This is a genomic window from Wenyingzhuangia aestuarii (genome assembly GCF_011927765.1).
Taxonomy (GTDB): Bacteria; Bacteroidota; Bacteroidia; order Flavobacteriales; family Flavobacteriaceae; genus Wenyingzhuangia; species Wenyingzhuangia aestuarii.
Genome location: NZ_JAATJG010000011.1, coordinates 75,276 through 93,293, shown reverse-complemented (window position 1 = coordinate 93,293; position 18,018 = coordinate 75,276). Strand labels below are relative to the sequence as shown.

Genomic DNA, 18,018 nt, shown 5'->3' with positions numbered 1-18,018 from the left:
TACAATTAGCATTGTTCACTATTATTAGTTTGTTTCATTCCAATTTAAATTAGTATCTACCTCTGCCTGTGGAATAGGATAGTATGAATGTGCAGATTCATCAAAATTTGCTGCACCTAACACAACATCTTGCACCTCTAAAGGTTGATTTGTTAAACTAGAAGTTTTATAGGCATATGTTGTTGGAGTTTCTCCAGACACAGTAATAAAACACTTATATCTAACACCGTGTTTTCCGTTTAAATTTTTCTCATAATGCCAATAATCATATCTAATAGAAGCCAACTCTAATAAATGAGATTTAAACACACCCCATCTTCTTAAATTTGCAGCTCTATCTCCTTCTAAAGCCAACTCTAAAGGTCTTTCTGTAAAACGTAAATGGTCTCTTAAATTTTCTAAAGTAACCTCTTGCTCTCCATTTGTAGGATCAAAATCAATATCATCAACATAAGTAGTTGTTGCGTTTGCATACTCTGCTCCTGTTTCTGTAGATTTTCCTAACAGTTTTAAGTGAGAACGTTTTCTAACTCTGTTAATATATTTTAGAGCTTCTGATAAGTTACTTGTCTCTATCATACATTCTGCATATAATAAATAAACATCTGCTAAACGTATTACAGATAAATTAATATCAGATTTATTGTTAAACTCTGTAGATCTATCTTCTCCTGCTCCACCACCAATAGTATTCCAGTGAGTGAATTTTTTAAATAAATTTGGTTTTATTCTTGCTAAAGGACTTACTCCGTCTGCATTTCCATATTCGGCAGCAGGAACTCCATACATTGGAGAATCTAAATCATCTACAGAAGCTATAGAAGTCCCCATACGAATACTATACATTCTAATAGTATCTTTAGTTTCTATAATATCTCCATTTGCAGGATCGTACACATTACGTGTTACTTGATTTGCAGGATCTACAGGATCTACAGCATCTTTTCTGTATTTTAAAGCTAACCAAGAACTTGGTTGTACATTTCCGTTTGCTAAAAAGTGAGTTATTTTATGAGATAATGTTTTCTCTCCATTCACAACTAAATTTAAATCTGTAGTATAATTAACTTCAAAAATAGATTCTGAACTAAACTCATTTGTACCAGTAATACAATCTGCTAAATCTGGTGTTAAAGCATATCCGTAATTATCTATTACATTTTTTAAATAAGGAATTGCTTCAGTAAATTTATTCTCCATTACATAACTCTTCCCAATCATTGCTTCACAAAACCCTCCTGTTACTCTTCCTAAATTTCCCGAACCAATATCTTCCCATTCAGCATATGTTTTGGGTAAATTTTCTAAACCAAATTGCAAATCTGCTCTGTAAAAATCTTTTACAGCTTGTGATGTTGACATTGCTTGTTGAAAGTCTGCAAAATCTTTAGGTATAAAGTCTAACAAAGGCACGTTACCATTATTAAAGCTTGTATTTAAAACATAGTACAAGTACCCTCTAATTGTTCTTGCTTGTGCTACAATTCTTAAAGCCTGTTCTTGTGTGTCTGTAGTAGAAAAAGTAGGTTTTAATCTTTCATAAGCAACCACCACTTGGTTGGCCCTAAAAATCCCTAAATACAAAGCATTCCATTTGTTCTCTATATCCTTGGTTGTTAAATCAAAATCTTGATCGTAAAATGCATTTTCATTACCATTTTGTCTAAATGAATTGTGTACTGCAAGATCTGTTCTAAAAAACTCAAAAAGAATTCCTGAAATATCTTCATCTTTTAAAGCACTATACACAGAGTTTAATCCTTTATTTAAATCCGAAGTATTTTTCCAAAAACTTGCTGTTGTTAAAGCATTTGGATTTGTTTGTTCTAAAAAATCATCACTACAAGCCTGTACTATAAAGACAAGCAGTAACAACGGTATCAATTTATTAATGATGTTAGTTTTCATTGCTAAAATTGTTTTATGTGTTTTATAAATAATATCCATCTTCGTCAGTTTTAAGATTAAAATTGAAGCTGTAAACCAGCCTTATACTGTGAAGAAATAGGATACGTTCCTTTGTCTATACCTCTTGTACTTAAACCATTATTACCAACTTCTGGATTGAATCCAGAATATTTAGTAATAGTTATTGGGTTTTGTGTTTGTACGTAAAATCTTAACTTACTAATTCCTAATTTTGCTAAGTCTTTTTTAGGAATAGAATATCCAACAGAAACGTTTCTTAATCTTACAAAAGAACCATCTTCTAAAAAATAATCTGAACCTCCTCTGTAAGAAATATTGTCTGCTCCTCCATCGTACCAAGGTATATTTGATGTAGGATTTGTTTCTGTCCAAGAATAATACAAGTCTTTATGTACTCCTGCTTGGTAAGCATATGCTTTACTACCATTCATTACTTTTCCTCCAAAGGCACCATACCACTGCATAGAAAAATCAAAGTTTTTATAATTGGCATTAAAATTTAATCCCATTTCAAAATCTGGAACTCCACTTCCCATATACTTCTTATCATCTTGGTTTATTTGTCCATCTCCATTTTGATCAATATATTTTAATTGTCCTAATTTTGCTGTTGGTACAATTTTTTGATACTCTATTAATTCTTCATTGGTTTTAATAATTCCATCTGTTTCTCGTAAAAAGAATGCTCCAGCTTCGTAACCTTCGGTAATTACCGTTACTAATTCTCTAGTAGATTTGTCTGATATATGACTGTTATCTAGATAAATAATTGGGTTATTTGGACTTGTTTTGGTAACCATGTTGGTATTTTGAGTATAGGTTAAAGAAGTATTCCAAGAGAATCCTTTCTTACTTCTATGTCTATATTTTACAGCATACTCCACACCAACATTAGACATGTTTCCTACATTTAAAACACTATTTCTATTTCCTCCAGACACTCCTGTTGATGGTGGATTTACAACATTAAATAACAAATCTCTTTTTTCACTTCTATAATAATCTGTAGAGATCATTAATTTGTTTCGAAAGAAACTTAAGTCATATCCTAAGTTACGTTCTATTGAAGTTTCCCATTTAACATTTTCGTTAGCGTATTCTTCTTGAGTAGTTCCTAAGGCTACTTCTTCTGATGTAGAACTCAAACTAGTATCTGCACTTCCAAAAACATAATCTTGTCCTAGGTTTACTACTGCTTGATTGCTATAGGGACTAAATCTATCATTACCTGTAGAACCATAACTAGCTCTAATTTTAAATGCATTTACGACCTCTTTAATTGGTTCCCAAAAAATTTCATCAGAAACGTTCCAACCTACAGACATAGATGGAAACCATCCCCATCTATTTTGATCACTAAACTGAGAAGATCCATCTCTACGTAAACTTGCACTTAACATATACTTACCATCGTAATTGTATTGTACTCTTCCTAAATATCCTATTAATGTTTTTGTAAAGTCTCTTCCGTTAGAAACAATTAAATCGCTAGAAGTATATCCATCAAAAACTAAAATATCAACATTTGCATTGTCTTTTTTCTCTGCATAGAAATATTCGTTTGTTGATTTCTGAATAGAGTTAGCAACCATAAACTGAAAATTGTTTTTCCCTATTTTCTTTTTATAATTTGCAATGGCTTCAAAAGTTAATTTAGAAGAATTTTGAACAGTTGTTCTATTAGAGGTTACGTCCCAAGGGTTTGGTGGAATTAATTCTCCAGCTTCATCAAACAAATCAAATTTTGGTATAATTTTTACTCCTTTACTAAAAGAATAAAAAGCTCCACCTCTAGCAGAAATTGTAAAATCTTTATTTACTTGATAATCTATTTGAGTATTTGCTGCTGAATTTACTCCATTAACATCTTCAACCGTTTTTAAAGTTCTTACAACACCTCCTAAATTTTTTATTGTATTTGAAGTATCTCCTTCTTCCACTGCATTCTCTAATTGATCTGCATTTAAATCTACATCTGGTTGATATGGACGATAATCATATACTTTAGTTAATAAATTATAGTTGGGTTTGGTTTGCTGACTTTTCTGAAACGTTAATCCTGTAGTTACTTTCCATTTCCCTTTTGTAAACTTGGTATTTGCTCTAAGGTTTAAACGTTCAAATTCTGAATTAATCATAATCCCTTCTTGCTGAAACATGTTTGCATTAAAGTTATAAGTTAACCCTTGTCTACCTCCCGATAAGTTTAAAGAATGGTTTTGAACAGAAGCTAAATCATTTAAAATAATTTTACCTAAATCTGTATCGTTTGTTAACCAAGTAGAATTTCTATGAATATTTCCATTTATTGATCCTTCTGGCTTATTAGAAGTTAAAGAACCTCTCATAATATCTAAATAAGTAATCTGTTCCGATGACATTAAATCAATTCCTGAAGTAATTTTCTGAACTCCGTATTCTGAATTGATACGAATATCCATCTGTCCTTCTTTACCTTGTTTGGTTGTAATTAAAATAACTCCTCCTGCACCACGTGTACCATAAATAGATGCAGATGCAGCATCTTTTAAAATATCAATAGTTTCAATTTCACTAATACTTAATTGTGGATCGTTATCATATGGGATTCCGTCTACTACATATAATGGACTATTTTGACCATCCATTACAGAACTATATCCTCTAATTACAATATTAGATTGTGAACCTGGCTCTCCAGAACTTGCTGTAACATTAACCCCGGCAACCTGACCTTGTAAAGCCGTACCAATGTCTGATGTAGTTGTTTTTTCTAAAACCTCAGATTTTACACTTACAACTGCTCCAGTTATTTCTTTCTTTTTCTGAGTACCATAACCTACTACTACCACCTCATCTAGTTCCGTAGTATTATCTTCTAAGGTTACATTAATTTGATTGTTGTTAAAAACTTTTTTTTCCGATGTTTTATAACCTAATGATGAAAACACAATTACATCATTCTTTTTTGCCTTAATTGAATAATTCCCATCAAAATCTGAAATAGCAGCTTTGTTTGTTCCTTTTACCAGAACATTAACTCCTAACAAGGGTTCGTTATTTTTATTAAGAACTAGACCTGTAATCGTCTTTTGTTGCGCAAAACCCACTGTAGTTCCCATAAAAAACAGGAGCAGAATTGCTGCAAAAGATTTTAAAACAGATGCTCTGTTTTTCAACAAAAGCTTTTCTTGTATTTCCTTATGCATTTGTATAAAGTTTTAAGTTAGTTTAATACCTCAAAGTTGATGAGATTTAAAGTTCAGCAAAGAACCATATGTGTAAAATGAAGATATATATGTTTCATCTATTACAACAAATCCTCTAATAAACCCTTACAAACCCAATAAAAACAAGATAAAATTATATTTTACTTAAAAAAAACATCTATTCTATTAATATTTATTACCCAAAAACAAAAGTCCCTTAAAACTTACGTCTTAAGGGACTTTTACAACTAGTTATTTTATTAAAAATTATTTACTTAAATAAGCTAATCTTCTTATAACTTGTTTGTCATTAGCTACCTCAACATCTATTTTAGAGGTTTGAATAGTAAATGAATAGTTATATCCGTCTTGCATTAATACAATAGAGTTTAAAATTAATAAAGCTTCTGCACTATCTTTTGTACCATACAATGCATTGGTCATTACATTTACCGGATTTTGTACTTTTATTAAACCTAAAAATTCTGCTGCTCTAACTCTATTGATTTGTTCATTATCGTTGTTTGCTATTTTTTTAGCAACAGCAATCATGTCTTTTGCTTTGTTTTTAAAACTACTACACACTATTAATGCCCAATAACGACCCCAAGGATCTGTAGATTCTAAAGCTTTTTTAAGCTTAGGAGCTGCTTTGCTATAATCTAACAAAGATAGGTTTGCTATTTTTAAATATCTTTTAATGTCTTTTTTATGGTCTTGACCAAACTTTACAGGATTTTTAAACGCATGTTTAATTAAGTAAAACTCTGGATAAAAAGACAAATCTGGCATGCAAAGTTCTCGTTTTATTAAATTCTTACGTAAACTCTTTAACGTTTTTGCATATTCAGGATTATCTGCTAAGTTGTTAGTTTCAAAAGGATCGTTTTCTACATCGTACAAACCTTCTAATGGCTTTGTTTCAAAAAACTGAGATTGGATTTTGTTTAACTTTCCCTGCTTATACAAATCATACCATTCTTGATAAGCTAGTTGCTTGTAACGGTAATCATTCATTAATCCATCAAAATTAAAAGGCTGATAGTTTCTAATGTATTTATATTTTCCTTTTCTAACTGCTCTAACCATGTCATACTTCTCATCAAAACGATCTGCATAACTAAAAGTTTCATCTCTTTTTGCTACTTCTTTAGCTGTAACACCTTTTCCTAAAAATGGTTTTCCATCCATTCCTTTTGGAGTTTTAACACCTGCTAAATTCATAATTGTAGGTCCAAAGTCTATAAAATTCACAAATCCATTTACTTTGCTTCCTTTTTTAGCATCAGCCAAATGCTGATATTTTGAGGGTATATATACAACCAAAGGTACGTGTACTCCAACCTCATTTATATAGCCTTTACTCCCAGGCAACACTCCACCATGATCTCCGTAGTAAAAAATAAATGTATTTTCTAACAGACCATCTTCTTTAAGCTTTGCTACAACATCACCAACTTCTTTATCCATTCTTTGAATATCATCTCTATAAAAAGCATTGGTGTACTTAAACAATTCCGTTTGTGGATGATTGGGTTGTACAAAAACAGTTTCTGGATTATTTTTTGTTTTGTGAGACTCCATATACTCTTTAGAAAAATGCAAATGACCTTCATGCGTTGTTCCTATGTTATGTACGTAAAAAAAGGGTTGTCCTTTTTTTCTATTTCTCCATGTTCCTTTTTTAGAGGACACATCCCACACCCCATCTGGCTTAATAATATTGTAGTCTTCCTTAGCATTGTTAACGGTATAATATCCTGCTTGTTTTAAATAAGCTGGATACATTTGCACACCTTCTGGCAAAGGAACTTCTGCCAATCTTCTATGGTAGTGTGATGCCAGTCTTGGGCCATAAGAACCTGAAATTAGTGTAGATCTTGCTGCACTACAAACAGGAGTGTTAGAGAACGCTCTGGTATACGTAAGTCCATCTTTTGCCAACGCTTCTATGTTAGGTACTGCAACTCCGTGCTCATCAAACAAACTCATATAATGTTTAGAATTGTCTTCTGAAACAACCCATACAATATTAGGTTTGTCTGTAGTTTGTGCATTTATCTTATTCCAAGTTAGTCCTTGAAAAACAAGAATTGTAAAAAGTATTAATCTTTTGTTCATAATATTAAATATAGAAAGTCACTCAAGATATTTATTTTGAGTGACTTTATGATTATTCCATGTGATTTTAATTATTCTACGTGAGCATCTACAGCCCCACCAATTTGATTTTCTACATATCCTTCTAAGGTAATTTTGTATGCCAATGCGTAGTCAGACGGCATTGTTTTTGGTGCTTTAATTACCAAACCATCGTTATTTCTTTCCCAAGTTACTTTTTCTGAGCTTCCTAACAATTCAATTTTTTCAATTTTTGAATTTAAAACTCCTAATTGAGTGCTTAAAGATTTAATAACTGTTTCTCCATCTGGTTGATCCATTACTAAAGCATAGAATATTTTATCAGACTTTTTAGTAAAACGAATATCCTTATTTTTATAAGCAATTTTAATTTTTTCAACCTTATGTCCTCCTTCTGGTAAACGTGTTGGTCCTTCTCCAAAAATAGTCCAAGGTCTAGTTCCATAAATAGCTTCTCCATTTATTTTTAACCATCCTCCCATATCTGTTAGTAAGTTTACCATTACATCTGGAATAGTTCCATCAGGGTTTGGTGGTACGTTTAACAACATACATCCATTTTTAGAAACAATGTCAATTAAAATATCAATTAACTCATTTGGCGATTTAAACTTTACCCCAGGTCTATAAAACCAAGCTCCTGGAGAAGTATCTGTTAACCAAACATCATGTTTTGGTTGGTTAGGTCTACCTCTTTCGTAATCTTTTACTGCTGTATTTTCTGGAAACGTAGTTTCTTTGTAACAAACCACTACATCTTTACCCCATTCTTTTCCTTTATTATAATAGTAAGCCAAAAACTTTTGACGAATTTTTTCGTCCATGTTTTCTAACCACCAGTCAAACCAAACTAAATCTGGCTGATACACATCAATAAATTCTTTTAATTTAGCCCACCATTCTTTGTAAAAACGCTTGTCTGGTGTCATAGAATTTAATTCGTGTGGACTTGTATATAAATCATAATCCTTAGGATCTATTCCTCCATATTTATGAGCAGGTGCAAAATATTGCCAAGTAAATGCATGGTGAAAAGACCCCATAAATTTTAAACCTCTAGCTTCTATTTCTTTTTTTAAGGCTGCCGATGGATCTATCCCTCCATAACTCATAGAATTCCAACGTGTAGATTTTGCGTTCCACATGGCAAAGTTATCGTGATGCATAGCTACAGGTCCAGCAAATTTAGCTCCCGAAGCCGCAAATAAATCGGCCCATTTTTTGGCATCAAATCCTGATGGGTTAAAGTTTTCTATAAATTTCTTATATCCAAACTCTGCAGGGTCTCCAAATTTTTCTACTTGGTGTTTAAAGTTGCTTGTTGGCTTTCCATTTTTTGTAGGAACTTTTTTACCGTCTTCGTACATTTTCATTCCATGCCAACCTGCATAAAATTTATTAGGGTCTGTTCCTTCAAATGCCTGAGAAACGGGTCCCCAGTGTGCATAAATCCCAAACTTAGCATCTTGAAACCAATCTGGAGATTCGTTTACTTTGCTAATGGATTCCCAATTTTCTTTTACTTTTTTCTGTCCTTGCATTGTTCCAACAGCAAATGTACTTACTGCCGTTATTGCTATTAAACACTTGTTGATTTTTTTGCCTAACATATATTTCTCTTTTAAATCTTTATCTTTTATTCTTAACTATGTTTTCCTGTTGGAGTTTTGTGATCTCTAACACTATTATATTTATCAAACAACTCTTTTACTTTGTCTTGATATTTTGGATGATTAATTAAATTTCCAGCTTCTTTTTCTTGGATATTATCTTTTAAGTTGAATAAAGAAACAGGTGTTCTTCTTTTCCATGTTTTATCTTTTTTATCAAAATTGATAATCAACTTCCAATCATCTTCTATAATAATTCCTTGTTTACCAGACCCTCCTTGAACAATTAAGAAAGAATGAATATCATCACTTTTAGGATTCTTTAAAACAGGCAACAAGTTGTAAGAATCTACCGCTTGTCCTTTTTCTATTTTAGTATTGGTAATAGCTGCTAATGTTGCCATAATATCTAAACCTAAAGCAGGTTTGTTTATGGTGTTATTTTTTAAGGTATTTGGCCAAGACACAATAAACGGAACTCTATGTCCTCCTTCGTAAGGTTGATTTTTAGCCCCTCTGTAAATATCGCTTACTCTATGTCCAGATTTTGCTGTGTTTTTATCTACCAACAACCCTCCGTTGTCTGATGTAAATACAAAAACAGTGTTTTCGTAAATCCCTTCTTTTTTTAACTGCTCTATCATCATTCCCACTTGTACATCTAATTCCTTAATCATGTCCATGTGCTTAGAAGGTGTAGTTCCTGCAATTTTAACACCATTTAACTCTTTGGCCGGAGCATGTGGTTTGTGTACTGCTTGCGAACAGTAATACATAAAAAATGGTTGGTCTTTTTTTGCATTTTCTTTAATAAAAGAAACCGCATTATTTGCTAACAAAGGGCCTATTAAATGTGGATCCCAATTAGAATCTCCCAAACCTTCATCTTTATCTAAATGAATATTTAATCTTTCCATTTTTTGATTGGTAATCACATCTATTTTAGAATCTTTTCCTAAAGGTTTCCATTGACTGTTTTCATACACAGCATAAGGAACATCTTGTACTCCCGCAGGTAGGGTTAAACTGTATTCAAAACCATTGTACTTTGGTCCCCCAGCAACAATTTTGGTAATATCTACATCCAACTCCATTGCTTTTCCGTGTCTTTCTTTATATACTTTTGATGGATTTCCTTTTTCTGAAAAACTTGTTCCTAAATGCCATTTTCCAAAAAATGCAGTCTTGTAATTTGCCTGTTGCATTAATTTACCTAAAGTTAACTGGTTGGGTGTAAAAGCAGATTTTGCATAAGCACTCCAAACTCCCCAAGGCAATGGACTTTGATGACAACCATTCCCTGTCATAATTCCGTAACGAGAAGTTGCACACAACGCAGCTGGTGCATGGGCATTGGTAAAAACAACTCCTTGGTTGGCTAACTTGTCAATATTAGGTGTTTCTAAAATAATTTTATTAGAATGCATTTTTCTGTAATAAGAAATATCTCCCGTTCCAATATCATCTGCCAAAACCACAATTACATTAGGTTTGCTAGTTTTTTGAGCACTTACACTCCCTACAACTCCAACTAAACACATTAAAAGTGTTACAACTTTATTCTTCATTTTTACTTTTTGATTATTCTTTTGATATTTTTATTTCCATTGTTTTGAACAGACAACACATAAACTCCATTTTTGAATTCAGACAAATCAATAGATCCTTCTATATTGTTTTTTTGTAGCATTAATTTTCCTTGCATATTATAAACACAAACCACATCTCCTTTTTTTAGCTTATTAATTATTAACAAACCGTTTGTAGGATTTGGGTAAACAGAAAACTTATTTTGTAACACTTCTTTATCTACAAATAATGATGAGGGATTTGGATTAGGATCTATTGCTGTATACCATCCACTACCTCTAGTAGATGCATAGTATTTTCCTGGAACGGTATAATCTATAGCAATATCATTTACTCTATCCGATTGTCCGTTTCCTTTGTTAAATTTAATCCAAGTAGCTCCTCCGTCTTTAGACAAATAGGTTCCCGCATTTTTAAATGCAACTTTGCTATTTGGTAAAGTTGACACCATGATTGTTTTAGCATCGTACTTGGCCACTTCTACACGATTTGTCCAAGGATAATCGAATATTTTTGTCCAAGAAAGCATGTCATCATCACTTACCCACACCCCTCCATTGTCTTCACTTTCATTTTTAAAACCTGCCGTAATATAAATTTTACCATCTACAGCAAAATGGATATCATTAATTCCTGAATTTCCAGAAATTGAAATAGTTGAAGCAACCTCTGACCAAGTTTCTCCTTTGTCTACAGATTTAAACAAACCTCCATCATCACTAATTACGGTAGCGTATAATACGCTTGAATTGTTAGGATCCATAACCAATCTAGATACATCTAAAGAAGCCGGTAAACCTGTATTAGGTTGTGACCATGTAACTCCTCCATCTGTAGATTTGTGAATTCCATAGCCTGTAACACTATCTCCTACCCATTCTAACTTTAAAGTAGAACGTGGTACACAGAAATATATATTATCTGGATTTTCTTTGTCTATTTGTATGCTTAATTGATGAACTGCCTGATCTCCACCTCCCAATACTGGCCATGGAGTTGGAATTGGTGTTCCTATACTAGTCCATGTGGCTCCACTATCTGTAGATTTCAAAAACTGTCCGCTTTTTTCTTGTCTAAAAAAAGTAGCATACCAAATAGAAGGATCTGTAGGATGTACAGCTACAGAACTAACCGAATGCTCTCCTGATGTAATATTTATTACTTGAGCTCCTTGGGCTCCAGCTCTTACACTTTCTCCCTCGTTATTTGTGACCCACAAACTATTTTCTCCTGAAGGACAGAATACTTTATTTGGCAATAACGGACTTTGATAAAACCCGTGTCCTGGAACATTGCTATTTCCTGCTCCTATCCAACTATTGTGTGTAGCGGTAGCTTCATCATCTATATCTAGCCAAGTAGTTCCTTTGTCATAGGATACAAATCCTATTTTAGCCATTTGCGTATACAATACAGAACCATCGGCATTAAACTTTACAAAATTACATCCTTTGCGTTCGTAATCATCTCTATTTACCCAATCGTCTTTGTATTTCATAGTAATGTTAGTTCCCATAGGATTGTTCTTTTGGGTAACCCAATATGCATCATCATTACCATTGTTCCAATTTTTACCGTTTCTTAAGGTAACAAACCAACTAGTACCTCCATTGGTTGTTCTCCATATTTGACCTGGTTTAAAATTGTTTTCTGAAGCATTGGAATAATTATTAACCAAATAAATATTGTTAACATCATTAGGATCTACCGTAATCATATTAAAACGTGTAGTAATATTTGTTGGCAGTGTAGGATAAGTAGCCTGTGCTTCTTCCCAAGAAGTCAATCCAAAGTAGTGTGCTATAGATTGATAATAATCTTTTTCTATATTTTTGTTTCCAGAAAAAAAAGTTAAATCTACTCCTAAATTACCATTAACAGAAACCCAAGTTTCTCCTTTATCTGTACTTTTAAAAACTCCTCCAGACTCATTTCCTACCGTCGTTCCATTTGCTTTCCAAGTAATGTTACTTAACGCATAAATAGTTACAACACCTGTAGAAGTATCGTGATGAATATCCATAGATCGAATCATATCGTGATCTATTCCGTTAGATTTTAAGGCCCAAGTAATTCCTCCATCAGTACTTTTGTAAAAACCATAGTTTGTACCTGCATACACAATAGATGCATCTACAGGATCTACTCTAATAGTTTCTACTTCTGCATTGGCATTAATTCCTGTATTTTCTAGAGTCCAAGTTTGCCCTCTGTTAGTGCTTTTCCAAATTTTCCCTTGACTATTGGCATCAACATAGGTTCCTTTTGGAGCTGATTGAGGGTATAGTATTCGCCCATAATCTCTCATTCTACCTGCTCCTAAAAACCAAATATTATCATTATGAGGATTTACAGCTACACATGCTAAATAAGAATTCCCTATTAAATTCTGAGAAGACGTTTGTCTATCCCAAGTTTTTCCTTTGTCTGATGAAAAGAACAAATCTCCTTTTCTTTTTCCTGTAGAAAAACCATAATTGGCATCTTGTCTAGAAAAATCTAAAGAATACATTTCTATAGTTCCTCTAAACCCTGATGTATAAGAAGCTGCATCTTCGTTTAGAATGGTTTCATAAGTAAAACCTTTGTCGGTAGATCTATAAGCATTTCCCATATTAGGAGCCGAAAAAACAACGTTTGCATCGGTAGGGTGCGTATAAAAACAAGTATTATTCCCACTCATTCCAGGTCCAAACTGCACCCATTTAATCGTTTCATCAGAAGCAATGTCTTTTGTTTTAATATCTACAAAAAAACCTGTTTCTGGTACTACTTCTTTGATGGAATAATCATCAAAATAAAATTCTCCAGAACCGTCATCATTAGGTCTCATAGAAAATAACACATAACCATTTGTACTGTTTTCTTCTGCTGTAAAAGTAGTTGTATACTGCACCCAATTTGTACTAGATAATGTTGTATTTATATGACCAATTTTGGTTCCAGAACTGTTAAATATTTTAATATTAGGTTGGTTATTTGTTCCTGCAACAATGGTTTTGTAATAAAAAGAAATAATGTAAGAAACTCCATTTTTCCATTCAATATTTTTAGGAGTGAATAAATTTCCTTTTTGTCCTGTAGCATTAAATTTCATATGAAACCCAGAGGCACCTTGCCTTTTAGCCTCTGTGTTTATTTCATAAATAGGCATTCCATTTCCAGCGCTAGTTGTATCCCAATCTGTAGCTAAAGAGTTTTCAAAACCGCTTTTAAAAACATCTTGAGCTTGTATTGTAAACACAAATCCAACTAAGAAAAATGCTATAAATTTTACACTACTTTTCATACATTTTGTATTAAAATTGTTTACCTGTCATTACTTTACTATCTCTAGTTTGATTGTATGCTTTAAATAAAGATTGCACCTTTTTTTGATACTTTTTAACCTCTACAAAATTGTACTGCTCATCTTCTGATGGATTTGTTTTTAAATTAAACAAAGCAATAGGAGTTCTTTTTTGATTGGTTTTATCTTTTTTATCTATCTGAATTATTAGCTTCCAAAACCCTTCTACAATAACAACTTGTCTACCGGTTCCTCCTTGAATTAGAATATTCTTTCGCTCCGATTTTTTCTCTTTTCCTGTTAATAAAGGCAATAAGTTGTATGAATCTAAAGCTTCTGTATTTGGAATTTTATACCCTGCAGCAGCGGCTATGGTAGCCATAATATCTAAACCTAAAGTTGGAATTGCTATACTTTTTTTAGCTTGAATTTTATGAGGCCAAACGGCAAAAAACGGAACTCTATGCCCTCCTTCATAAGGATCATTTTTCTTACCTCTGTAAATATCACTTGGTTCATGTCCTACATTCCAAGTATCTCCATCTACATGTAAACCACCATTGTCTGATGTGAATATAAAAACAGTGTTTTCATAAATGCCTTGTTTCTTTAATTCCTGAATCATCATTCCTACTTGAACATCTAATTCTTTAATCATATCCATGTGTCTAGATGGTGTAGTTCCTGCTATTTTTACTCCATTAAGTTCTGCTGAAGCCATATGTGGAGTATGTACTGCTTGTGAACAGTAATACATAAAAAAAGGTTTCTTTTCTTTTGCTTTTTTAGCTATATAAGTAGTAGCTTTTTTTACCAATAAAGGGCCTATTTTACTTGGATTCCAATTAGAATCTCCCAATCCAGCTTTCTTTTCCAAAGTTGCTCCAATACGTTCCATAAACACATTATCTATAAATGCAATTTCTGAATCTTTTTTAAGAGGATACCATTGATCATTTTCATAAGCCGAATAAGGCTCATTTTGAATTCCAGACGGTAAAGTAAACGAATATTCAAAACCATTTTGTGTAGGTCCTCCATCAATAATTTTAGATAGATCTACATTTATATTTGATTTTCTTTGTAATTGATACACTGAGCTAGGATCGCTTTTTTTAGCAAAGCTTGTTCCTAAATGCCACTTTCCAATAAAAGCTGTTTGGTAATTAGCTGCTTGCATTACTCTTCCTAAAGTAGCCTGCTTTTTAGTAATTACAGATGTTGCATACCCAGACCAAACACCCCAAGGCAATGGACTACGATAATTGTTATTTCCCGTCATGATTGCGTAACGAGATGTTGCACACAAAGCTGCAGGAGCATGTGCATTTGTAAATGTTACTCCATAATCTGCAAGCTTATCTATATTGGGAGTTTCCAATACAACTTTTCCTTTATGCATTTTTCTATAATGAGAAATATCTCCCACTCCAATATCATCTGCTAACACAACAATTACATTGGGTTTGTTAGTTTGCTGTGCATTTAACACTCCAAAAAAAAGGAATATTCCTAAAAAGATTTTATAAGACAGTGTATTCATTTTCTAGTAATTACTTTACACTAACAAAAAAATGAAATAACTACATGGAGTTATTGTACGTATGATATTATTTGTAATACATATGTGTTTTAAAATAAACTCCATACAAAAGCCCCCTAATCTATAGTAAATCAGGGGGCTTTGTTCAGACTAAGTATAGTTCTGTTATAATTACTTTTTAGTCACAATACGTACGCTAGCGCTACGTAAAGATTTAGACTTAGCAGTTAATTTTATAGTTCCTGCTTTTTTAGATGATTTAATTACAGCCAAACACATTCCGCTAAAAGCTTTTCTGTGGTTTGCTTGAAAAGATTCCAAACTAATTTGGTTTCCATTATCTACCGCCAATAACTCACCTGCTCCTTTTACAGAAAAGTTAACTAAGTTATCTGCATTAGGACATAAGTTTCCGTTCTTATCTTCTATTCTTACAGTTACATAAGCTAAATCAGAACCATCTGCAGCAATTTCTTTTCTATCTACAGATACAGAAACTTTAGCCGGTTTTCCTGCTGTAAAAATTTGCTCTTCTTTAACAACTTTACCGTTTTTATACCCAACAACTTTAATATTACCTGCTTGGTAAGGAACGTCCCAAGATAATCTGTATTTAGATTTAAAAGTTTTAGGTTCATATCTTAAGAAACCAACTTTTATTTCTGTTAAATCTTTTCCTTTTACCTTTTTCCCCATAGACTTACCGTTCACAAAAAGTTCAGCTTCGTCTAAGTTTGTATAACAATAAACAGGAATTGTTTTTCCTTCCATTCCTTTCCAGTTCCAATGTGGTAACAAGTGAATCATTGGTTTTGTTGACCATTGACTTTGATACAAGTAAAAACGGTCTTTAGGGAATCCACACATATCTACAGCTCCAAAATAAGAAGCGTGAGATGGCCAATCTCCATTCCAATATCCATTGGTAGAGTTATCTTTTCCTCCATACGGAGTAGGCTCTCCTAAATAATCAAATCCTGTCCAAATAAACTCTCCCATTACTCTTGGATTTAACTCCTGAAAGTGAAATTCAATATCTGGTGGATAAGCCCATGGTGGCCCAACAATATCGTAACTAGTTACATGTAAAGATTCATGAGTTTTATATTTTTCAATAGGTAAATGATAAATCCCTCTACTACTGGTACAACTAGATGTTTCTGATCCGTACAAAGGTAATTCTGGATAATTTGATGACAATTCTTTGTACTTAGATGGCTTGTAGTTTGCTCCTGCAATATCTACTTGTTGAGCCATATTGTTATCATAAGGAGCCGAATAATGATTAAACCCTGCTGATGTAGGACGTGTAGGGTCTATTTCTTTACAATAATCATTTAACTGCTTAGCTACCTTCCAACCGTTTTTACGATCTTTTTGTTCTATAATTTCGTTACCAATACTCCACATAATTACAGAAGGATGATTACGATCTCTCTTGATCATATCTTTTAAATCTCGTTCTGCCCATTCATCAAAATAAACATTGTATCCATTTTCTACTTTTTCCATTTTCCAAACGTCAAAAGCTTCATCTAATACTACTAAACCTAATTCATCACACAATTCTAAAAACTCTCTAGAAGGTGGGTTGTGACTTGTACGGATAGCATTTACTCCCATATCTATCATAATTTGTAACTTTCTTTCATCTGCTCTTTTATAAACAGCAGAACCTAAAGCACCATTATCGTGATGTAGACAAACTCCGTTAAAACGAACTTTTTTTCCGTTTAAGAAAAAACCATCAGTAGTGTAAGCAATACTTCTTAAACCAATTTTAGTTTCGTAAACATCTACTACTTTTTTATTTTGAGTTACGGTGGTAACTGTATTGTATAAATTTGGCTGATAAATATCCCAGCGAATAGGATTTTTAACTTTAGCGTATAAGGCAGAAATAGCTGATGTATTTGCCTCAATACTTATGTCTTCTTCTACGGTAGCAACACTTTTACCTTTAGGATCAAAATATTCGTGTTTTACGTTTACTTTTACCGCTTGGTTGCTTTTGTTTACTACTGTAGTTTCGTTTTGAATTACCGCTAATTTTTCTGTAACCGTTGGTGTTGTTACATAAGAACCCCATTGCCCAACGTGCACTTGTTCGTCTATTTTTAACCAAACAGAACGATACAATCCTGCTCCAGGATACCATCTAGAAGAAAAATCTTGTGGTCTTAAGCGTACAGCGATTACATTTTCTACATCTCCGTATTTTAAATATTTAGAAATGTCAAATTCAAAACCAATATATCCATATGGTCTATTTCCTACCAATTGTCCGTTTACCCAAACATGAGCATCGTACATGGCACCTTCAAACTCCACTCTAACTACTTTATTTTTTGCTGTTGCAGGAACTTTAAATGATTTTCTATACCATCCTGTTCCGTGAAAAGGCAATCCTCCTGCACGAGCGTTGTATTTTTTATCAAAAGGACCTTCAATTGCCCAATCGTGAGGTAAATTTAATTTTCTCCATTTGGAATCATCAAAATCAACTTTTTCAGCACCTTCTGCCTCAGCGTTAAAAAAGGTCCATGATTCATTAAAATTAATGTCTTGTGCATTGCTTGTTTGGCTAACAAACAAACTTAAAGACATTAAATAGGTAAGTAAAATGAGTTTCTTCATCTTGTATGTAAATAAATTAATAACAACTAACTATTGCAAAAATGCTACATTAACTACAATGATGAATAGACATATGATTTTGTTTCTATA

At 32.8% G+C, this 18,018-nt stretch carries 8 protein-coding genes; all 8 read right to left on the bottom strand.

Features of this window, described 5'->3' with window-relative positions; translation table 11 throughout:
- Window positions 1-24 precede the first annotated feature (24 nt).
- Window positions 25-1,908: a RagB/SusD family nutrient uptake outer membrane protein gene (locus GGR97_RS11250; protein WP_167898615.1), complete on the bottom strand. Its 1,884-nt coding sequence runs from the start codon at window positions 1,906-1,908 to the stop codon at window positions 25-27.
- A 56-nt stretch (window positions 1,909-1,964) separates the two neighbouring features.
- Window positions 1,965-5,117 carry a SusC/RagA family TonB-linked outer membrane protein gene (locus GGR97_RS11245; RefSeq protein ID WP_209272367.1) on the bottom strand — a complete coding sequence of 1,051 codons (3,153 nt, stop codon included), beginning with the start codon at window positions 5,115-5,117 and terminating at the stop codon, window positions 1,965-1,967.
- A 267-nt stretch (window positions 5,118-5,384) separates the two neighbouring features.
- The gene (locus GGR97_RS11240) at window positions 5,385-7,238 is read right to left on the bottom strand and encodes a sulfatase-like hydrolase/transferase (RefSeq protein WP_167898614.1); all 1,854 of its coding nucleotides are present in this window, start codon (window positions 7,236-7,238) and stop codon (window positions 5,385-5,387) included.
- A gap of 71 nt (window positions 7,239-7,309) precedes the next feature.
- The gene (locus GGR97_RS11235; RefSeq protein WP_167898613.1) at window positions 7,310-8,869 is read right to left on the bottom strand and encodes an alpha-L-fucosidase; all 1,560 of its coding nucleotides are present in this window, start codon (window positions 8,867-8,869) and stop codon (window positions 7,310-7,312) included.
- A 32-nt stretch (window positions 8,870-8,901) separates the two neighbouring features.
- The gene (locus GGR97_RS11230; protein ID WP_167898612.1) at window positions 8,902-10,437 is read right to left on the bottom strand and encodes a sulfatase family protein; all 1,536 of its coding nucleotides are present in this window, start codon (window positions 10,435-10,437) and stop codon (window positions 8,902-8,904) included.
- Window positions 10,438-10,439: 2 nt separating this feature from the next.
- On the bottom strand, window positions 10,440-13,748 hold the full coding sequence (locus tag GGR97_RS11225; RefSeq protein WP_167898611.1) for a T9SS type A sorting domain-containing protein: 3,309 nt from the start codon (window positions 13,746-13,748) through the stop codon (window positions 10,440-10,442).
- Between the two features lie 10 nt (window positions 13,749-13,758).
- Window positions 13,759-15,291 (bottom strand): sulfatase family protein, encoded by a 1,533-nt coding sequence (locus GGR97_RS11220; RefSeq protein WP_167898610.1) that lies wholly within the window; start codon window positions 15,289-15,291, stop codon window positions 13,759-13,761.
- A gap of 171 nt (window positions 15,292-15,462) precedes the next feature.
- Window positions 15,463-17,928: a beta-galactosidase GalB gene (galB, locus tag GGR97_RS11215; protein WP_167898609.1), complete on the bottom strand. Its 2,466-nt coding sequence runs from the start codon at window positions 17,926-17,928 to the stop codon at window positions 15,463-15,465.
- Window positions 17,929-18,018 lie beyond the last annotated feature (90 nt).